At 34.4% G+C, this 21,944-nt stretch carries 10 protein-coding genes and 1 pseudogene; all 11 read right to left on the minus strand.

Going from position 1 to position 21,944, the window contains the following annotated elements; all coding sequences use genetic code 11:
* Window positions 1-565: 565 nt before the first annotated feature.
* The 11 genes and pseudogenes from ACT3CE_RS17285 to ACT3CE_RS17335 all read right to left on the minus strand — a co-directional run bounded on the left by ACT3CE_RS17285 (window position 566) and on the right by ACT3CE_RS17335 (window position 21,669).
* On the minus strand, window positions 566-8,740 hold the full coding sequence (locus ACT3CE_RS17285) for a SprB repeat-containing protein (RefSeq protein ID WP_444711023.1): 8,175 nt from the start codon (window positions 8,738-8,740) through the stop codon (window positions 566-568).
* A 68-nt stretch (window positions 8,741-8,808) separates the two neighbouring features.
* Window positions 8,809-10,899 carry a hypothetical protein gene (locus ACT3CE_RS17290; protein ID WP_444711024.1) on the minus strand — a complete coding sequence of 697 codons (2,091 nt, stop codon included), beginning with the start codon at window positions 10,897-10,899 and terminating at the stop codon, window positions 8,809-8,811.
* 100 nt (window positions 10,900-10,999) lie between these two features.
* Window positions 11,000-12,745, minus strand: coding sequence for a hypothetical protein (locus ACT3CE_RS17295; protein WP_444711025.1), 1,746 nt, complete (start codon window positions 12,743-12,745; stop codon window positions 11,000-11,002).
* A 242-nt stretch (window positions 12,746-12,987) separates the two neighbouring features.
* On the minus strand, window positions 12,988-13,563 hold the full coding sequence (locus ACT3CE_RS17300) for a hypothetical protein (RefSeq protein WP_444711026.1): 576 nt from the start codon (window positions 13,561-13,563) through the stop codon (window positions 12,988-12,990).
* Window positions 13,556-14,467, minus strand: a complete 912-nt coding sequence (locus tag ACT3CE_RS17305) for a hypothetical protein (RefSeq protein ID WP_444711027.1) — start codon at window positions 14,465-14,467, stop codon at window positions 13,556-13,558. Before ACT3CE_RS17305 ends, ACT3CE_RS17300 begins: the two co-directional genes overlap by 8 nt.
* Before the next feature lie 327 nt (window positions 14,468-14,794).
* Window positions 14,795-15,268, minus strand: a complete 474-nt coding sequence (locus tag ACT3CE_RS17310) for a hypothetical protein (protein WP_444711028.1) — start codon at window positions 15,266-15,268, stop codon at window positions 14,795-14,797.
* A gap of 2 nt (window positions 15,269-15,270) precedes the next feature.
* Window positions 15,271-15,567: pseudogene (locus ACT3CE_RS17315) on the minus strand (hypothetical protein); the annotation flags it as partial.
* A gap of 196 nt (window positions 15,568-15,763) precedes the next feature.
* A complete protein-coding gene (locus ACT3CE_RS17320; protein ID WP_444711029.1) occupies window positions 15,764-16,318 on the minus strand; it encodes an REP-associated tyrosine transposase in 555 nt (184 codons plus the stop codon).
* A gap of 237 nt (window positions 16,319-16,555) precedes the next feature.
* Complete coding sequence (locus ACT3CE_RS17325) at window positions 16,556-18,835, minus strand: DUF2357 domain-containing protein (RefSeq protein WP_444711030.1); 2,280 nt, start codon at window positions 18,833-18,835, stop codon at window positions 16,556-16,558.
* Window positions 18,836-18,846: 11 nt separating this feature from the next.
* Window positions 18,847-21,144 carry an MrcB family domain-containing protein gene (locus ACT3CE_RS17330; RefSeq protein WP_444711031.1) on the minus strand — a complete coding sequence of 766 codons (2,298 nt, stop codon included), beginning with the start codon at window positions 21,142-21,144 and terminating at the stop codon, window positions 18,847-18,849.
* A gap of 198 nt (window positions 21,145-21,342) precedes the next feature.
* Window positions 21,343-21,669: a hypothetical protein gene (locus tag ACT3CE_RS17335; protein ID WP_444711032.1), complete on the minus strand. Its 327-nt coding sequence runs from the start codon at window positions 21,667-21,669 to the stop codon at window positions 21,343-21,345.
* Between the last annotated feature and the right edge of the window lie 275 nt (window positions 21,670-21,944).

Here is a 21,944-nt window from a genome sequence, read left to right on the forward strand (position 1 = left end):
ATAGAAAAATGCCCCACTCTTGTTTCCATCACCAAAATTTAATCTTACATACATATTGTAAGGCCTTCATACATGCGTAAACATCCCTTTTCTTAAAGGTCATGATTTCGGCAAAAGGAAGCGGAATAAATGGGATGTGCGCTTGGAGGGAAAATCATTTCAATGTGTTTTGTGTTGCTACAAGCAAAGTGCTGTATCAGTTTTCTTTTTAAACTGATACAGCTTTTTGCTCGCTCAACTTCACAATATTAAATCTCAAAAAAACTCTTTGTAATGATTGGGCGCCTTTATGCCGAACTCTTTTGACAAAATCATGGCCGAATTCAACTTTGTGATCGCATGTATTAAGGACTATATCTTTTAAATTACTTTTATACTCTGATGACATGCAGTGAATTTAATACAATCTTTATTTCTTGTCCTTAGGACAATCAAGCTTTTCATCTAAGATGAAAAGTCCCTGCCGGAAGGCACAAGCGTTTTTGTGGAACAAAAACACAACTTGCGTAGCCCACTTAAGCTTCGGTTAAACCTTCCTTTTTCCATTTCCAATTGGATTTATTTTTTAAAATACCAGAAATTTAAGCACTCTTTTTTCATTGCCAACTAAAATTACAACAGCATAAGTTTTGTGTGCTCTAAACAGTGATTTATCATTAAAATCAAATTGATAAATAGCACTATTAAAACCTGCTCTTGAATCAATTTTAATAGCTCGTTGCACATCAAATATTTGTATATTTACATCCTCCATTTTATTTAAAACAAGGTTTAAGTGAAAATCACCTCGATTAGGATTCGGATATAATTTAGCTTCCATTACATAAGCTTCTTTTGGTTGAATAAAACCAGCTTTTCGTTTAGTACTTATATTTGCTACATTAACTATTTTTTCAACATAATCACTACACTCATTTTTAAAAACATACATACCAATATCATAACTACCAGCTTGCAAAACACGAAACCAAATTGAAGCATCTTGCTTTTTAATAACTTCCATCTCATTCGGAAAAACCCACCTAACCGAATCAGGCATTTCCCATGAAATATCTACAGCTACAATAGTATCCCCAACAATAGCTTCTGCAGGAATAATAAAATCGGCGACTACCTCATAGTCCAAATACGAAAGATTAAATTCGTGCTCTGCTTTACAACCCTTATCTGTAGTAAGCTTTAGCAGATAATTACCCTCTTGATATAACTCAACTTCTTTTTCATTACTAAATTGAACATCATTGTAAAACCAAGAGCTATTTGCCCCTTCAATACCAGAACTTACGATTTCAGTTTGATTTTTACACAAGAAATATTCATTAGGCAATTCTATTGTTACTGGTACAGGAGCTGTTAATTCAGCCTCCAACTCTTTCTTACAACCGTTCACATCAGTAACCTGCAACATCATTTCTCCTGCCCCTAAATTGTTAAACCACCCTTGCTTATTTGATTCTTCGTTTAAAGAGTATATATATTCAGGACTTCCCCCAATGGCTGTCATTAAAATGCTACCATCATTAATACCAACACAGTTTGGCGATTGCAGACTACTCACATATAGCTCCAATTCTTCAGGACCGGTTATTTCATACTCTGCTTCATCAAAACAATTGTTAGCATCACTTACCGTAACAGAGTACGAACCTTTTCCAAGCTGATTTACTACCGTTGAGTACGAATCATCCAACCCTCTCCAAACTATATCATAAGGAGTAGTTCCATTGTTAACTTCAATTACAATTTCACCATCTTTAGATTCATGACAACTTACCTCCTTGAGTTGCTTTAGACTGATTTCCGGCCCACTCATTTCCTCAACCAAGAATGATTTTGTGCTTGTACATGAATTAGCATCTGTAACTTCTATAAAATATTCTTTTGCTCTTAAATTATTAGGATGTAATTTATCATTCGGATAAAAATCGCCCCAATCCACATAATAGTCAGGAGATCCACCAAATATTTGAATCTGAACAGAACCATTACTACTATTACAAGTACTATGTTTCAAGTCAATAAATTCAATATTTAAAGCTTCAGGCTCCTCAATATCTACATATTTACTTTGAACATTACCTAATTTATCTTTTACAAAAATTCTATAACTACCTGCTTTTAATCCTGTAAATTCATTCGACCTGTTAAAATCGATGGCATAATTTATAGCGTAAGTGTAGGGTGCAGTACCTCCATTAGCCCTAACTGTTACTTCTCCACTATTATCTTTATTACAAAGACAATCTCTCTTTTCCAGTAGTATAATAATTTCATCTGGCTCTTCAACTTCCACTTCTATTGAATCTAATACACCTTTTGAATCCCTTACTCGAACATGATATAAACCTGCTTTTAAGTTTTCAAACTGATTGGTAATTGTCCAATCTCCATAATTCAACGAAAATTCGTACCCCGGCCACACTGCATAAGGCCATCCTCCAACTGCCGAAACCTGCAAGCCCCCATCTTCGGCTCCATAGTAGCTAGTCATTACAGGGTTTGCAACAATACTTAGTTTACTGCCAGGCTCCTTTATGCTTACTGTCTTTTTTAATCCATTTGCAATTCCAAAGTCATTATTGCCGTAAGGACAATTGTTTTGATCCCAAACCTCTACTGTATACTCCCCTGCATATAAATCATCTATTCTTTCATGTTCACCGTTAAGATATTTTTCTCCTTTATGGTACCACTGATATCGATATCCACCATTTCCTCCACTTACTATTACCTGTGCAGCTCCATCATTATTTCCAAAATCCGTTACCCCCATTACATTAAAATCAATAGACATTTCATCGGGTTGTAACATTTCTTCTTCCTGCTTAAAATAGCAGCCCAGATCGTCGGTAATTTCAATTATATACTTACCTTTTCCCAACTGATCCTGATTCCACTCTATACCTGTAGAACCATTTCTAAATGCTTCTCCATTTTTAGACAGCACATAAGAATAATTTCCTGTAGCACTTATACCACCTATAATTTCACTCTCCAAAAATCCATCTTTCGCTTCATAACACTGCGGAATTACAAGGTTAAATTTCTCTATGTGCAACCAATCTGCTTGTTGTAATTGTTGTTCGTCAATTTTTACTCTACAAGCATTAACATCTCTTACCTCAATGATATATTCTCCCGTTTCAAGTGATTTAAATACTGCATTCGTAATACCTCTAATCGAATCCAGTCTATCTGTAGTTTCAGAATGTGGCATTTTATTAAGTAAATAATCATAGTACCCACCACCAAAAGATACTCCTCCCTGTATTTGCACTTTTATCTCGCCATCTGATCGCTTTGAAATATCACCCATGTCCTTCTCATGACAGGTTGGAATTGTAAAGTCAATTCCGGTAATCTCTAAGGAATCGGGCTTTCTTAATTCAATTATCTTGTTTAGTTTGCATCTATTTACATCAGATACCGTATAACTAAACATTCCTGCATCCAAATTTTTGAACACAAGATTTTCATCAGCTGCAACATTTCCCAACTGTCTATCACCTCTTTCATCAGTTTGTTCTATTGTATATTCCGAGGTGCTTGTAATAGGAATACCTCCTAATGGGGTAATTTTTACCGAGTCTCTTAAGTACGAACATCTAATTTCAAAATCTCCTTCATAGTGCGATGTTTCGATATCAAAACCAATTGCAGTTGGCTCTGTTAATACAATTTCCTTTTTATACTCACATGCTTCCAACTTATCGGTAATACTGAGTTGATATTTGCCCGCGGGTATATTTTTAAATGTTTGAATTTCATTACTTACATCTTCGAATTCCTGAACTATAGAAACATTCGTCAATTTAAGCTTATACGGAGAAATCCCTCCTAAAGCCTGTACTTTAACACTATCGGTTAAGCCATTACATCTAATTTCAAATCCTTCAAAATTTGAAAGAATTATATTGGATTGAATTGGATCGGGCTGTTTTAAAGTAATTGCACTCTCAACAAAACAATCTGTATTATATGCTCCTGTAACCTTAACATTATAAATGCCAGCAGGCAAATCCTCAAAAAACACTTCTTCGTTAGCATGCTTAGTTACCATTTTAGTATTACTTGCATCAAACAATTCAAAAGTGTAAGGAGTAATTCCTCCTGTTGCTCTTGCCCATATACTATCTGTTGCTCCAAAACATTTGATTTGATATTGTTCTGCTTTGTTTGATTCATACAGATTGCTCGATAACTCCAATTGCAATTCCAATGGTTCTTTTAGTATTGGTTTGTATTGTTTTGGACAATTTTTGGCATCCACAATATCAAAAACCGGCCCTGTTCCCGTTACCTCAAAATCTACATATCCTCCCGATTCAGATATTACATTCGTTTCTCCATTATAGATTATCTGGTAAGGTGCAAAACCTCCTTCTACCATCACACCAATTGTTTCTCTAGCTCCGAAACAGGTAAAATCGAAAACTTCGCCAGTTTTATCATCAACGTATTTTGCCGCATCTCTATCAAACTTTATTTCTTCAGGTTGATTTAATTTAAAATCTACTTTATTGGACTGACAACCTCTTGAATCGGTAGTAAGAATACTATAATTGCCAGCTCCCAAATTTTTCGCTGAAACTCCTACATCTGCAGCAACTTCGTTTAATTCTTGATACAAAGATCCTTCTTTCCATATTTGAACAGAATAATTTGCAGTACCACCATTCACTATTATTTCACTGCCATCTTCACTTCCAAAGCAATCAAAATTAGCAACACCGCCCTCACTTAGTATATCAACTCCCAATACAAATAATTGATTTACAATAAAATTAGGCTGGCGCAATTCATTTTCCATTTTAAAATAGCAGCCATTGTCATCTGCTATCTCTACCAAATACTTTCCAGCTGATAAATTGCTTTGATTAAATTCCCTTCCAACTCTTCCAGCATTAACCTCTGCTTCTTTAGTTATGGTATAAGAGTATTGTCCATCTCTAGTTGTTCCACCTAAAATATCACTTTCCCAAAAACCATTATCGTAGTCAAAACATGTTGGTTCCACAAAGGTCATATCACCTTCAATAATTTGTAATAAATCAGGCTGCCCAAGATTTTGGGAATCTTCTACTCTACAACCATTTGCATCCACTGTAACAAATTTATAATTCCCTGTTTCCAGAGAGTTAAATACCGGAGAATTCCCTTCTATTTGTCCCAAACCAATATCGGGCTGACCAACAACCAATTGGTAAATATTGGTGTTATACCCCAAAGTGGCACCTCCGTTAATGCTTAATTGAATTTGTCCATCCTCTTTATTCGAATCATCACCCATATCCAACTCATGACAAGAAGGAATGCTAACAGCTCCAAAATTTATCTTAAGCTCTTCCGGCTTCTTAATTTCAATTGACTCTTCAATAGTACAGCCATTAATATCAGTAAGTATATATGTATAATGTCCTTCATCTAGATTATCGAATCTTGTCACTCCTGTATTTTCCTTAGAAACATTTGATTTACCATCACACATTTGCAGTAAATTGTAAGTTGTGCCAGCTCCTCCTTCTGGTGTCACATCAACATATCCTAATAAATCTGAACATTTTATTTGAAAACCTCCCTGATAAACTGTTGTGCTTAGATTTAGATTTAGTTTTTCCGGCTCAATTAAAATAACTTCGCTTGCGAGCTCAACATTATAAGAATCTCGTAGAATTAAATTATAAGTCCCTGCAGGCATTTCATTAATATCCTTCTCCAGGTTTCCCAAGTTGGTAAATGAACGTGACACTCCAACACCATTTACCGTTAAAGCATAAGGGCTAATTCCTCCATTAGGTTCTACTGTAATTCCTCCCTTTAAACCTTTGCATGCAATATCAAATCCATTGGTTTTGTGGTAAGTAATTGGCAATTCTAATTTCTCAGGCTCTTTTAAGGTAATAACAGTTGTTTCAGAACACCCCAGATGCTTTCCTGTTACACTTACCTTGTATGTTCCTGCTTTTACACCTGTAAATAAGCAATCTCCATCCTCTGATTGCTTTGAATCAATTTCTACATCACCTTTTAAAAGTTTTATAGTATAAGGAGCAATACCGCCTGAAGCTTTTACTCTTATTTCATCGGTTTCACCAAATTGCTTAATGTTATATACCTCCCCAGCCCCAGATGTATAATTATTAGGAAATAAATTCAGGCCTAAAACAGCAGGTTCTTTTAATTCAACTTTAAAATTAGGTTTACACCCCAAAGCATCTGATATCTCAATTTGTGGTTTTGTTCCCTGCACATCAAAACCTGTTGTGCCACCAGAAATATTTATCTCCTTATTTGTACTTCCATATTTTAATGAATAAGGAGCTATACCTTCACTCACTTCTAGTTCTATGGTTTCAACATCTCCAAAACATTTGTAATTAAAACCTGAATAATCTGCATAAGTAGGAGTAACTTGCACTTCTGATGGTTCTTTCAGCTCAAAAGTTTTATCACTACCCAATGAGCATCCATTCGAATCTTCTATGACCAAACTATAACTTCCAGCACTTAAATTTCCAATTACAACTTCAGTATCTGCACTATCAACATTATCTGTTTGTGAGTATAATCCTTTAGATAGAGTATAGGTGTACGGCGGTGTTCCTCCACGTATTTTAAATTTCACTTCACCATCATCATAACCATTACAACTAATATGAATGTCATTACCCGCAATTTTTCTTGTTCGCTGAAATTCATAAATCTCAACAGGATCATTTTCTATAAATTTTCTTTTGGCACTAGAGCTACAACCATGACTTTCTTTCGCATAAAAAGTATGCTCCCTAGCGTCCACTTCAAAACTCAGCGATTCTGTTGAAGAAGCCGAACCAGCAGAAATTTCATTATCCATATCGAATTGATAACTTCCACTCCCACCCTGTGCAGATACTTCAAAGCTGGTAGTCCCCCCAAAACAAGAAATTACAGGAAGATTTTCATCCGCAACAAAAAACTTAAATTTTGCATCTCTGCTTAATACTGCTGTTCCTTGCCCTCTACAGCCAGCAACATCTTCTATATACAAAGGAATTTCTGCTGTTTCACTATAATTTGGCAACTCACTGCTTCCCGCTAACAATCTTGGTGAAGTTTCTATATTTACATTATCAAGGCTATATTTGTATCCACCGAGACCACCTTGAGTTTCAACACTATTTAAATCTACCACGTATTGATCACAAGTGCCGTTGGATATGAAATTAACGTTATTCTTAAGCTCAATAATTTTATTTTCCTCAATCGTAAAACTAATTGTATCATGCCCTATTAGCATACGCTCTTGAACTCCATCGTGTTTATTAAAAAACTCCGTGGTATCAATTGTACTATTTAAAAATGAATTATTGACTATAAGCTTATAATTCCCAGCTTGTAGCTTGTCTATCTTCAACTCTTTGGGATCTCCTAAGACATCACTATCATCAAATTTCACGTGGAAAGGTCCTTTCACAAGGCCAACCTTATCTTTGATCACAATAATTCTATACTCATCAACGCCCTTCCCTAAATCTCCATCTACTTTAAAGCTAAGTTCTCCGCTATCACCACCAAAACATGTAACTTTTTTTGTAGTAACAGGTTCGATAATGTTAGGAAAACCAGGGAATACATCCACAATAATTACTTTATCCTCCTCTATACATCGTAAAGGATCTTTGTCATCAGTACGAACTATCGTTTGAACTTTAAACTTAAAATTCCGATGGAATTTATTTGATTCAGGCAATTGGTAATCACAAGTTCCATCCGATGTAATATTTGATCCTGTTTTACTGTCAATGGCTGGTACAAACACAGGAATATCTTCGTATTCATCTATCAAATTAACATAATAAAATTGATACAAAGGACTATCAAATCCTTCGTGAATTACAAATAATTCACAATATCTAGTAAGAGTTCTAATTTCTTCGTTTGTAAGACTAGAATAAAGGTTAGGATTTGCTTCCTCTTCTGCTGTAAGTTCTCGTCCCAATGCTGTAGCCCATGGAAAAGAACCATAAGTACCTTCATAGGCATCAATAAACATATAACTAACAACCTTTTGCCCTGTTGCATCAGGAGTTGTTGCATTATCAATTTGCACCGACCATTCATACTCAAAGTTAGCACCTTCAGGTTTATCTACTTTTAAAGGTACTACTGAACCTTCCTCAAAGCTAGTTTCATCTGCAGAAGGACTTGTAATTTCTATTGAGGGTGGAGTAATGTAATATTCTACTTCAATCATCCAACATGAATGTGCATCACTCCCCTTAGCACTTTCAATTTTTTTCGTATGCCATCCCGGTGAATTATTATCCTCCAAAAGTGATTTCACACTAAAATCGCCATACTGTACATGTTTATCAGAACTATTTCCTCCGTCATGTTCCCATCCTTTAAAACTAAAAGTATAATCTGAATCCGAATAATAATCTACTAATGTCTTACCTGATAATTTAACTTTCTTTTTATAAAGCCAATACCCAGGTAAATAATCATGATCAAAATCTTGCCAATACGATTTATCAATCTTAATTCCACTAGCGAATACATAATCTTGCTTTACATCATTTTTCCAAAACCTTAACCTACACTCTGCCCAACTATCATTATCATGAATATATCTCCCACATATTTTATTTAATCTTATCTCAATCTCCACCTCCCCATTGTAAACCAAATCTTGCGCTTTTACAGAAAAAATTCCAAATAAAAAAGCAAGTATAAAAAAGAGTAAAAATCTAAATTTCATATTAATGTTTTTTAGGATGTTAATAAAATGTGGCTTTCAACAACAACAACAACAACAACAACAACAAACTAGTAATGAACACTATACACTTCGGTAAAAGGAGATTTTCCACCATCTTTGTAAATGGCTTGCAATCGATACTGATAATGGGTATTTAAAAGCACTTGAGTATCCTCAATCTGAGTTTTATTTTGGACCAAACGATAGAATTTCAACTTTTCGCCTTCTACCGCTTTATAGATGTTTACCTGTACAATTTGTTTGTTGGCAGCTTTCCATTGCAACAATATATGCCCTTCGTATGTATTTGCCTCTACTTTTACCTCCTTTAATTCTGGACGGAAACCATCATCAGCAATCTCTGCTTGTAGCCATTTCTCAGCTGACGATTGATTTTTCGCTGCATCTTCGGCAATGATACAATACAGGTAAGCAACTCCCTTTTTTGCACTCTCATCTATGTAGGTTTGAATGGAATCGGCAATGGAAAAGTTTGCAATGGTATCACACAGGACACTCCCCTTCGACTTTCGAAGGAGTTTTTCAAATTTGGTATCTACAGAAAAACTATGTACCCAACTTAATTTAATGCCGTCATCCATAATTTCATAATCTGAAAATATGGGTGGCACTGGTGGAATAGTATCTGGTTTCTGTAGCTGTAAAGCCTCACTTAACTCAGACTGATTAAAGCGCTGATCGATAGCAGCAACTTTGTAGTAAATTTTTGGTGTTAAATTGTACAAATTGATAGAATCTACAAAAAATGTATCTTGGGTATGTACTTTGGTAATCTGGCTAAATTCATCGACCATAAAATTTGATCGAAACACACGGTATCCATTTATATCTTTCTCTTTTCCTGCACTCCAACTTAAATGCACCAAACCTGTGGAGTCTATTCTCCCTTTTAAGTTGACTGGTGGAGCCGGAGGAATACTATCCTGCAGTTGCACCAATAATGGAACCGAATAAAAACTATCGTCGTTTACTCCTGTAGTTTTAATTTTATAATAATTGGTACTTAAGGGTTCCCTATCGATAAATGATCTAACATTCTTATTCAATATTCCCGATACAGATTTAAAATTTCCGCTTGATACATTGGCTCTTAACACCTCCGTATTTTTTACATATTGCCCTCCAACCGAATCCAATTCCCAATAAATCTCTGCTGCACCATTTTTATTAATTTGTTGGTCGAGATCAACATAAGCAATTCTATATTGTGGTTTTCCCATTGCCTTAACTGGTTCGGAATACGGTCCTTTTTCACCAAAAGCCGTTAATCCATAAATACGGTACTGATACTCCTTTAGCAATTCGGGCAAAGAATCAGTCTTCATCATATCCATAGGAATATCACCATCATCGCCGTAGGTTAATACAATTGGAGATTTGTTAATGGCATGGAAAGTTTTCCCATCATCATCCGAACGTTCTACCATATAGGCATTGTACACAGTCGACAACAAAAACTGATTCCATATAACCATTGCTCTTTTTCCTTCAACCCTGGTATTCAATCCTAAAGGTTTTTGCAGTGGTTGGTAATCGGCTACGCCTGTGTAAACATAACCAGTATCTATTTTGGCATTTAAATTGGTAGGATAAACACGGTACAAATACATTTCATTTTCTTTAATATTTGTATCAACATAATTTAATCCCATTGCTTTGGAAACCCTTGCCGATTGATCGGCTGCAAACATGGCAAAAGAGTATCTATTTTCCTGTTCTCGGGTTTTGTGAATCATCTGCATCATGGGACTTTCTTTGGGGTCAACCAACTCAAACTCCTCACCATATAAAGCCTGGGCAGCCACACAAAGCCAATCGTAATCCATAACAGTAGAATCCTGCATGGCATTCTCCCACCATGCTTCATTTTTGGCTTTTATTCCTTCCTGCAACAACTTATATTCGGGTTGAGCCAACTGCTTGCCATTGCGATACAAAACAAAACGCTCCAAAGTATAACCCAAAATATTTGCCTTTTTCCACAAAATATGATGATTAGGAGCCCAACGCAACAACACTTTATCTTTTTTGGGCGAAGCCAGAATTGCTACACCACGTTTTACTTCAGATTCCTTCTCTTGCGAATAAGCAAAACTTACGTATAAGCTCAATAAAAATATTGTTATCAGTCGTTTCATTCGTTATTGTTTTTCTCTGTCATTAAATTCCTAAGGAATTTTTAAAATCACATCATCATTTGGTTATAGTTAGCTGCAAAATACTGCTACGCGGAAAACTCTACTCAATCCCTATACACTCCAGGTAATCCGATACAAATCCATAAATACTTACAATATCGTTCTCGTATTCGCCATTCTCTATTTTCTCTATCACTTCGGGACAATCGGGTGCAAACTTTGCCAATTCCTTTTTAAAGGCATACTGAAACTTTAAAGAAGAGGTAGATTCTCCATAATCATTCCCAGGCTTTTGAAGAATTACAGCATCTTCGTAGCGATACATTTTTATTTTACTGGATTCAACATAAACAAAAGCAAAACGGCACTTTCGCGTCTGAATTTCCGCTCCACCTCTGGCTTCTTTATTGGCATTGTATGAAAATTTTACCGGTACGTATTTATGAATAGATCCGGTATCGCCACCATTAAAACTACTCCTTGTAAGATATTTACAATTCTTAGCTTTAAACATTCTCTTGTTAATTCTCCCCAAAGAATTAATGGTCAGTAGAGTAGCACTTTTCCCATCCAAATACGATGGATCCTTTATTGTACTACTTTTTAGTTCGGTATTTACTTTTACGTAGCCTTCGTGCTTATCTCCCTCATTGGTTTCTACTCCGCCATACAGGTAGCCCAATGCTTTAAACCTTAAATAATTCTCATGCTCCTTTAGCAATTCTTTATTTTTTTTCGAAAAGGAAACCGAAGTAAAATCTCTTTTAAAATTTCCATTCTCATCGGTATGTAGTTTTCTTAAATCGATTCTTTTTTGAACCATTTCGTTAAAAACAGTACTGCTCTTTCTCGAATTTAACTCATTAACTTTTGCGTTATAGAAAATGGTTTTCTCATTATCGCCCAATACATAGTTTGCACTAATCACATTGGCATATAAAGCCCATAGCACTTTCCTATCCTTTTTGTCGCTCTGCTCGTAATCTTTTGTTTTCTCCAACCAAAATTCGATACATTTTTTCCCTTGCTCCTGTATTTTTAATAGATTAGCATCGGTAAATGGCAATGAAAACAAAGCCATATATTCACTGGTAAGTTTGTTGATTTCTGTAAAATCGTAGCCTTTCTTTTTCTTTACCAGATAAAAAGGAATTTGAGTTTTACCTACATAAAAGTCGAGTTTGCTTACCAAAGGTTTACCCAGATATTTTGTAAAGTAAGCCACCCCTTCGTACAAATCCTCCTTGTATTTTTCTATGTTCTTTTTAATTCTGCTTACAATTAGATCCTTAGCCAACTTGCGACTCGTAATTTTTTGCTTTTTATAGGTCTTAATCTCTGTAATTGGAAACTCATGCTTTTTGTTTTCCTCATAATATTTTGTTCCTGCTTTATCGCTGGCAATAATTTGAACTTCGCAATAAGCCGTTAACTTGCTTTTGTAAGCAGCAATACTATCGCCTTTTTGCCTGTTGTCTTTTACTTCAACTTTAAACTTTACATCCTTATAGCTTATTTTTATAGTAAGTAAAGTATCCCAATAGTCCGAATGCCTTAAATAATCGAACTGGTTTAATGCAAGAGAATTAAATATACTTCCGTTTTTTAATCTATCTTCCTCTAATTTTACTGGCTCTAAATTTATCTCATCCATTTTTCGAACCGACTCGAATTTAACTTTTCTTAAATCGATTGGGGCATAAACAATTTCGTACTTGTTTATACTAGCAGGTACTACTGTAGATGGCAAATGCCATTCTTTAAAATAAACAAGTTTCTCTTTTGCTTTTTGGGCAAATACACTAGTAGAGATAAATAAGGTTAAAATAATCAGCTTGTATTTCATAGTTTTTATTAGGTTTTCTGTAGTGATTTTAAGTATTTCACTTATTATTTTTTTGTTGCGTCAAAATTATATCGTAAGATTTTTTATGTTTTTACGGCAAAAATTACAAAATAAACACCCTCCGGATTGTAAAATTTACACCAAACAGTTAATCAGTAATACCTAATTGCATTACTTACCACATATCCTTCACAAACCACACGATACAATCGTGCGGGAGCGGGGGGGTAGCGGGGGACACATTAATCAGATATTATTAATCTTCCATTCTCAATCAGACAACCCTCTTTACATTGCAGAATATCTTTTGAGGTTGGGAAATAATTAAAAGGCAAGTTCCATTCAGGACACTTCAAGGAATATACAATTAAAATCGTATCTCCTACAACCAACTGATTATAAATACTTTTACTGCAATTATATTTTGCACTTATACTTTTCCCTTCTACAATATATTTTATACTAATAGATTCCGAACTTTGAATGCTAGAATATCGCTTATACACAACAGCAACTTTAACAACTCCTCCATTCTCTTTAATCTCACTTATTGCAATATCATTTGATTTATTAAAAGAATAAAAGAATAAAGCCAACGAAATTACAATAGTCCAAAATATATTACTGTAATTAATTTTAAATAGCTTCAAAAATCTATTTAAAGAAATAGGGAAAGAAATAAAGGATATACCTAACAATAACAATACATACCATTTATTATTACATGGAAATAATATTCTGTAATAAATTAGCATTATGGCAGATATAATTATTAAAAAAGCATAACATAACTTAAGTGTTAACGTTTTATTATTCATCTTTTATTATTTGCTTATTATACAATTGTAATTCATCGTCTGAAATATTAACTAGTATTCTACATTCTGCATCAGCAATAACTTTGGTATATGTATCAATTACGATAACAGCCCCTTGATTTGAAGCAGGATGATATTTTAAAAAGTACTGTTTGCCTCCTACTATCTTATGATAATATTCAATTAAATCAGTAGCTTCTCCCATATAATTCTTAACGAAATCAAGTTTACTAATCGTTTTGCCACCATTTAGGGTCATAGTGCCACTAAACAGATTCTTCTGTACAACATCATCCATAGCCTTACTATATTGAGCTAATGAAGAACCTGATTTTTCCAAGTATATAAGCATACGATTCACATCCAATGAACCTTTAAATAAATCCTCAAGGCTTTTTGCTGCATTGTCATCAAGTTTAGAAAGTATATTACTTAGTCTCTCAAAGTTCTTCCAAGACAATTTGCTTATATCGAAGCTTGCATTTACCAGTAAGTCATAAGCTCTGCTACCTGATTCTGTTGGCATTAAACGTTTCATCTCTTGAACCCATTTTACACCTCGACTACCTCCAATTTCATCAAAATTCTTAGTTAGGAAAAGTAAATCGGCTTGAACAGCCTGAGATAATTTAAGTTTATTAAAGAATCTAGTAAGTTTTGTCGCAGAGCTTCGTTGCGTTGCTCTATATAAATCACTAGAGTTATTGCCAAGGTACTTTTCAAATACTAATGGAATAAAACACTGAATTGAAAGTGAAATCAGACTATTCGCAATGGCATTTCTATTCTTAGATTCAATATTATCTATCAATTCTATTGTTGTATTTAATTCTATACCCTGTAAACATGCAGCCCATGCCTGCATATCATCTCCAACATAAACAGTATTTCTTAATCCAGCCATCGTAACATCAAGTGTAAAATCTTTCCAATCAATGGAGGTTCCTAACAACTCTGCAACAGAATAATACCCCCGCTACCGCACGATTGCATCGTGTGCTTACTACTTTCTTAACAGTCTTCCTCTACCCCTAAATGGACTTAGTCGATTTCCACTTCATTCCAATCCCCTGAAGGGGACTTCTTCCAAACCGCACCAGTAAGTCCCTTTAGGGGTTTGGGGTAATAGGGATAAAATTTATAATTACCACACCTCTTAAAATTTACCTAAACAGTTAATACTTAATTACTTACCACACGATACAATCGTGCGAGAGCGAGGGGGGAAATATCATTTCGAAACACTAATTCCTTTCTTTTGCAAATATCTTTGAACCTTTTCAGGAAGTACTTCAATTTTCATATATGTGACAAATTGCTGAGAGCTACTGTAATAAATATTCATCATGGTTTTATCTCCTTCTTTATAAATTTCCATCTCACCACATTCACTCTCAAAACTTTCCCCTTCTTCAAAATCTTCTGCATCAATTTCAAAATAATATTTACCACTTTGCTTTAAACTGTCAATATTGAATAATTTACAAGTGTTATTAAATCCATAATTCAAAGTATCTATTTCGACTACCTTGTTCGGATTATTCTCATACACCCAATAAACCAATAATTGTTTCCCTTTATAATAATGATAAATAGATGGTTCATCAATATTTTGGAACAAACTCCCTTCTAATTCAGCATTTTGACCAACCAAATTAGAACTTAATGACAATATCATTAATCCCAGTACAATTTTTAACTTCATAACTATTTAATTTCTTTTTGCAATTTATTGAAAATATTTTCTCTTTTTTCCCATTCCAAACCTTTAGAATTAATTTTGAGTGTCACCTTTCGTACACTGCCTTTATCTGCAATTTTGTTAATATTGTTAGTTTTCCAAAACCACATCGCAGATAACACAAATAAATCTTTGTTTTCATCAATTAGCTTAGGGTTAGCGACAACATCCTTATAACTTTCTTTATAATTATCCTTCAACCATTTATCAAAAACCACATAGTTTTTCTTCCATGTTAATTGAATTGCTCCATGTCCTCTATATTTATATCCATCTTCCCCCCGCTACCGCACGATTGCATCGTGTGCTTACTACTTTCTTAACAGTCTTCCTCTACCCCTAAATGGACTTAGTCGATTTCCACTTCATTCCAATCCCCCCGCTGCCGCACGAATCCTTTCGTGTGGTTACTACATCACGATAATTACCCCGCTGCCGCACGATTTTATCGTGTGGTTACTACATCACCACAATAACGTCATCCAAAATTCCTTTATCTCCCCTATAATCTCTTGCACTACTATATACATAATCTTCAGGATAAGAGACCAAACCCTCTTCAACTGGATTGTTATGTATGTAATTTATTTTTTCATCGAATACTTTATTGCTCCACAACTCGATGGGTTTATTATCGTGTCTCCAAAATTGATACTTCTTTACATTAGAAGATTTTGCCCCCGCTTTTAGGAATTGCTCTAATAACCACTCTTTCCTACTTTCCCTATTGTTATTTTTTATTGCTGCCACTATCGCCTTGCTGGTAAATCGCTTAAAATCTCCTAAAAGCAATTCTGGCTTTTGACCATCTGCACTTCTAAAAATTAAATAAACATGATTAGTCATGATACACCAAGCAAAAATATCCATCCCCTTATGCTCTTGACAATAATGCAAGCTGTCAATTATTATGTCTTTGTATTCACTTCTGGTAAATACATCAAGCCATTCTACTACAGCAAAGCTTACAAAGTAAACTCCCTCGGGATTATGGCATTTATAATTACGACTCATATTAGTAAGAATAGCAATAACTTATTAGAAACTTTACTTATTTTATTACCACACGATACAATCGTGCGGCAGCGGGGGAATCCGATGAATCTCATGTCCAGACTTAAAGAACAACCAACGCATCTGGAAAATCGAGAAACTCCCCTTTTACAAACCAACATACCGCGCGTTTCAGGCTTTTAACCCGATTGCTATTTCGCTGTAGTTTATGATGCACTTAGGGTTTTAGTAATTTTGCTAATACTGTACTTTTTTCTTCATAAGCTCACTTAAACTAACAGCAAAAGGTCTTGCTGATTGATTTCCTGTTTTAAATTTTTCAAACTTTTTGAAATCCCATTCCAAGCCTTTAAATTCCTCATTAACTTGGTCGTCAATTTCAACAGTTAAATAAAATGGTTTCATTTCTTTTTTAGGATCTTTAGGGTATTCATTTTGAATTAAAAAGTCTCCTGATTTAACTTTTAAGCCTTTTCCTGTTATTCTTAATAATTCTCCTGAATGCTTATCGCCATACGTATGCAGTAACAAATATCTTGCATTAACTACATCCTTATCTAAAAGCAATGCACCATTATCTTCTCCTGATCTAAAATTATATAGGCCCTTACTTTTACACCATTCTAAATGTTCTTTCGATTTATAAAACCCAACTAAAACTGTTGTTTCCTCAGGTATCAGACCTCTTTCATCCCCATAAGGTTCTGGCAGTAAATCTTCTAATTTATCGGGTTTCCCTTTATGAATATCATAAACACGATAAGACATATTCTCCCACTGCGATGCTCTATTTAGAAAATGAGAAATAATCTCATTAATAAATTCTTTTAAATTATTAGTTCCATCATCCCCTCTTGTGGGTCGAATTGGAAAAGCTCCCAATCCCGGAATAATTTCATGAAATCCCTCCTGTCTCACTACTTGATTTCCCGGATATAAAACATAAGCACCACCGGTTCTACGAATTGCATCTTTATAAGCATGCATCTTCAACAAATCGGCATTCTTGTATTTTCCTTCGCGTTGATCCATCTTCTCCTCATTCAGATCAACATCTTCGGTAAAACTTTTTTGTAAGTTCTCCACTTTGTACTTCGCATCGAAATGAATGTGTGTAATTAATTCTTCTTGCTCTGCGACTTCTTCTGAAATGCCATTGGGCCAAATAGACAAAGTATAATCAGGACGCAAAGTTCGGGTCCAACTTCCCGAATCGGGATAGGTCTTCCGCCCCGAGAATGATCTATTGAATGAAAATTTAATATGCAGTTTCCGAATGCCAGAATCATATACTCCACTCAAAGCAATATTTTTCCCTTGTTTTAATGATAGGCTCAGATTATCATTTGACGGTTGAATTAATTTTTCTATTTGTTTAGGTTCTATTCTAAATAACTCACTAACCAAATCTAACAATTTAAAAAACAACCAATATTCATATAGTGTTGCCACATCTCGTTTGCCTCCCTCATATACATCTTCTCCACCCTCCCAAATCAATTTAGCAGCCAAATCAAACATGATCCATGCACGTAACACCTCACGATAACCTTCTTTCCTTTGTAGAACAGGACTATTTAAATTGAGAGTTGTGGGACGAGATACTTTTTTAAAAACAGAATGATTAATAAAGCAGTCCAATTGATCTACCAAAACTTTAGCTTCCAATTGAGCTTTTCCCTTTGCTATCAATTCAAAAGATGAACAGAAAGAGTGAAACTCTTTCAAAACGTGCTTTATAAATCGATTCTCAGGCGTATCAACTGTTTCTATTTTTTTCGATGATTGTATTTTAGAAGGTATCGTATGCAATCCCAGTTTATGCAGTGGATGATTATCAGGTAATCTTGATCTGTTCGAATTCCCTGCAATTTGCCTTATTCCAGAATTTCTAATTCTCTTTACTCTTCGTATGTCTATTTGTTCAACTTCTTCTTCCCACTCCGTAACTGGAGAAGAAATGATTTTATTCACAGCATTATTAAATTCATCTGAATAAATTAATGAGCGCACAAAGGCAAAGCGTTGATATGCAGTCTTATTGTCATTTTCAAAATCGGAAGAGAAAGACTGATTTACAGGGGAATTGCATTGCATGATTAGCTCAGTACATTTCTCTGTTATTTCCTCTAACATGAATCGATAATCGGAACGATAATCCGCTTTAACCGATCTTACCTCAAGCGCAATTGTATCAATAAGCTCTTTCGACTCACTCTCAATAATAGTAAGTTGTAATGTTCCTACATAAATTTTTGGCGTTATTCTTCCTGAATTTTTTCCTCTTCTTGATGGACGAACAATACCAGCAATTTCTTCTAACTCATAATTCTCATTAGAAAAATAATACTCATAGGAATAACCTTCCATTAGTTGATACGGAGATTCTCCATTTGCAATCGCATCAGCAAATTCAACTTCTTGCAGTGAATCTTCTCTCTTCGATTCAGAATAGATTTGAAGTTTTACATCACTCCTAACTTTCGACGAAATTTCGATATATTTTTCTTCAGACATATAGAAATCAATTAAGCTTCAGCATAACTAGCAAAACCATTATCAATTGCTCCTTTATACATTCTGCAAATTTTTTCTAAAGACAAAGGGTACTTTACTTCTTCGTTAAATTTCAAATCGGATTTAGGATCAAGGTACTTTTCTACATCAGCTCCCTCTTGAACACAAAAGGATGCAAGTACATGCAGAACATCTTCAAGTTTACGCCTAGAACCATGTACTTTAGGCAATAGTTTTTGCATTATTGCAATATCAATTATCTCCTTTTGCTCTAAATTATAGGTTTCAGAACTTAATTGATTGAATAGTCGATGGATTTCTCCTGCTGTTCTGTAGCCAAACTCAGCACCCGATTTTTTCAACTCAGTAAAGAATCGTATCAATTCTTTGTTTAATTCTTCATTTGGTTTAACATCAAACTCTTTTTGAGAAAGCTTTACAAAACTTTCAGCCATAACTGCCCCAGCACCTTCTAGTTTTTCTAAATTGATTTTTTGTGGAGCTTTTAAGTAAGCTGTGATATCATCCGTATCTATTCTAAATTCAATAGCATTGGCTCTGTCCAATACTTTAGGACTAAACATATAGGTGGTTTCGTCAATATTTACGGTACCTACAATGAATAAATTCTTGGGTAATTTAATTTCATGAGGTATGATTTTCCCTTCATTATCTCTTTTACCTTCTTTGTCGGGATGCAAAGGAATCGAATCATCAGACTCCATAGCACTTAAGAAATCGGCGAAATAACGTTCAACATGACTCAGATTCATTTCATCCAAGATCAAAAAGAAGGGTTTGTTCGGATGTTTTTTTGCATTCAATAATAAATCAAGAACCCCATTTTCAGGTTTCACGTAGTTATTAGAATCTAATGCGTTGGGGTAACCTAGCAATGGCTCCCGGTTAGTCCAATCGGCACCAACAGGGACAATACAATATTGTTCTTTATTCTCGCAAATCCATTGTGCAAAACTCTGTGCCAACTTGGTTTTTCCTGAACCCGATAAACCACTCAATAAAACAAAAGGCTTGGTACAAAGAGATGAAACGTAGCGAGAGATAAGCTTATCCGAAAACATTAAGCCTGCAGCTACTGATACTTCTTTAAATGATTTGAATGAAAAAGCAACTACATTATTCTTCTTGTGTGTTATTTTATTATTAGTTTTTTGAATTACACTCTTGTAGAATGAGATTATAGTATTTAGATCATCATTAATAGTATCTGGAATTAATTCTTTATCTAAATCATATGTCTTGAATACAAAAGAATTCAGATAACGTTTAGGTATAGGCAATTTATTTTTTATGAAAAAATTTAAAATTGGTATACTTCTAGCTTCTGAAGGCCAAAGTAAATTTGGCTTGTTTTCTTCACTTACTCCGTATGCAAGAACTAAAGTATTTGCTTCTTTGATATATAAATAAACAGGATATATGCCTTCACTTGTTTTTTGATCTTTCCCTAAAAATGATATCCATGGGATTTGGGCTTTTGCACCTTGTCCAAAACTAACCTTAACTTTTAATCCGTTGTAATCACTTTTAAAATGTTTTGTTTTTAAGTTATCTGTTTCTGCTTGCTCCAAAAATGCAATTAACTGTTCAGAGTATTTTAAGTGATCATTCATTTTCTGTTTACTGTTATTTTGATTCCATTCCCAAGCACGATATGACAATTCATAAAAAGGGATACTTACCTTAGTTTTTATTTTATTAAGTAACCTGATATATTCTGTGTATGTGTTAAAATTAGGATTTATACCCAGTACTTCTTCTATGTATGGTTTTGTAGGGCCATTTATTGGAAGGTATCGTTCTGGGTTGACATTGAATAATGCCTCAGTAAGTTTGGTTTTTGCAACATTTTTAATATTTAAAACATCATCAAATAGCTCATCGCTAATTTGATCATTAATTGCAGCGAAAAATAACGCCCACAATCTCTGAATCTCATTATTTGTTCTAATATGTTTATATGGGAATAGCCAAACACTTTGAGCATTTGCAGAAGGAATACCAGCTTCACCTAATGGTATTGAAACATCTAGATATTTAGCAATTTTTTGTAAGTAACTCAATCGTTTATCAGGACCATATTTATATATGTAACAAAAAAAGGTAAAGGGGTCAATCTCCAATAAGTCAGTTTTTTCACCTTTAACATTTTCATCATTTAAGGGAGTTATGCCAACTTTTTTTAATATTTCAATTAACCCTTCTTGATCATTTTCTTTATCAACAAGGTATTCAACCAATTCTTTATGTGTTTGAACCCAGCTAAATTTCTTCTGATCTTGTGTCATGAGTTTTTTTTGATTTTATTCTACTACGCTAAGAACGCATGCTCTTTATTAAACTGTTTAGTTTCTCAAATCCTAACTTTCTTATTATTTCACTGTACTTAATCATTCTTACCTCTCAAAAATATCAGAATTCTAAAAATCTTGTATCGAAATCTCTAAAACATTAATAATCTTTTCAATATTTTGAACGGACACATTTCATTTACCATTCTCTACACTTGCCATGTAGATTCTATCAATTTCTGCTTTAAAGACGAATACTTCTCTATCTTTTTTGAATACTTCAAAAATCAAACGATCTCCTTTTCCAGCATGCTTCATTCCTTTTATACCTCGGGCTTGTAGACTAGGATCGAAACTGGCCAGGTTCGATAGTTTTAAACCAACGGCACTAGGTGTCCGTCCTATCAATTCAGCCAGCTGAATGATTTGAGGATTTGTTTTGGAAATTTTCCCAAAGGGTATTTTACAGTAAAGGTTAAAGGCAAGGATCAACTGCTCTCTTGTCCAGTTTGGCTTACGCATGTATTATTCCTTATTGATATTTTGTTATGTAAAAATAGGAAAAATATTATAAGAAGAAAGTGATATGTACGAAGTCTTCTTATTCAATAGTTATAGTATTCTCTAATGAACTTAGTAGTCACATGTCTTTCCAACTTCACCTTTTAAAATCCTTCACAAACCACACGATGCAATCGTGCGGGAGCGGGGGATAGTGTCTAAAATCAATAGCAATTAAAAAACTTATGAATATACAATGTCCAAATTCTGGTGAAGAATCACAAGATTGATAAAAC

The sequence above is a fragment of the Marinifilum sp. RC60d5 genome (genome assembly GCF_052400665.1).
Taxonomy (GTDB): domain Bacteria; phylum Bacteroidota; class Bacteroidia; order Bacteroidales; family Marinifilaceae; genus JBQTGK01.

What these genes read in the sequence shown, in the direction of transcription:
- ACT3CE_RS17330 (WP_444711031.1), bottom strand. Translation starts at nt 21,144, where the DNA reads ATGACACAAGATCAGAAGAAATTTAGCTGGGTTCAAACACATAAAGAA.
- ACT3CE_RS17290 (WP_444711024.1), bottom strand. Translation starts at nt 10,899, where the DNA reads ATGAAACGACTGATAACAATATTTTTATTGAGCTTATACGTAAGTTTT.
- ACT3CE_RS17295 (WP_444711025.1), bottom strand. Translation starts at nt 12,745, where the DNA reads ATGAAATACAAGCTGATTATTTTAACCTTATTTATCTCTACTAGTGTA.
- ACT3CE_RS17300 (WP_444711026.1), bottom strand. Translation starts at nt 13,563, where the DNA reads ATGAATAATAAAACGTTAACACTTAAGTTATGTTATGCTTTTTTAATA.
- ACT3CE_RS17335 (WP_444711032.1), bottom strand. Translation starts at nt 21,669, where the DNA reads ATGCGTAAGCCAAACTGGACAAGAGAGCAGTTGATCCTTGCCTTTAAC.
- ACT3CE_RS17305 (WP_444711027.1), bottom strand. Translation starts at nt 14,467, where the DNA reads ATGGCTGGATTAAGAAATACTGTTTATGTTGGAGATGATATGCAGGCA.
- ACT3CE_RS17285 (WP_444711023.1), bottom strand. Translation starts at nt 8,740, where the DNA reads ATGAAATTTAGATTTTTACTCTTTTTTATACTTGCTTTTTTATTTGGA.
- ACT3CE_RS17310 (WP_444711028.1), bottom strand. Translation starts at nt 15,268, where the DNA reads ATGAAGTTAAAAATTGTACTGGGATTAATGATATTGTCATTAAGTTCT.
- ACT3CE_RS17325 (WP_444711030.1), bottom strand. Translation starts at nt 18,835, where the DNA reads ATGTCTGAAGAAAAATATATCGAAATTTCGTCGAAAGTTAGGAGTGAT.
- ACT3CE_RS17320 (WP_444711029.1), bottom strand. Translation starts at nt 16,318, where the DNA reads ATGAGTCGTAATTATAAATGCCATAATCCCGAGGGAGTTTACTTTGTA.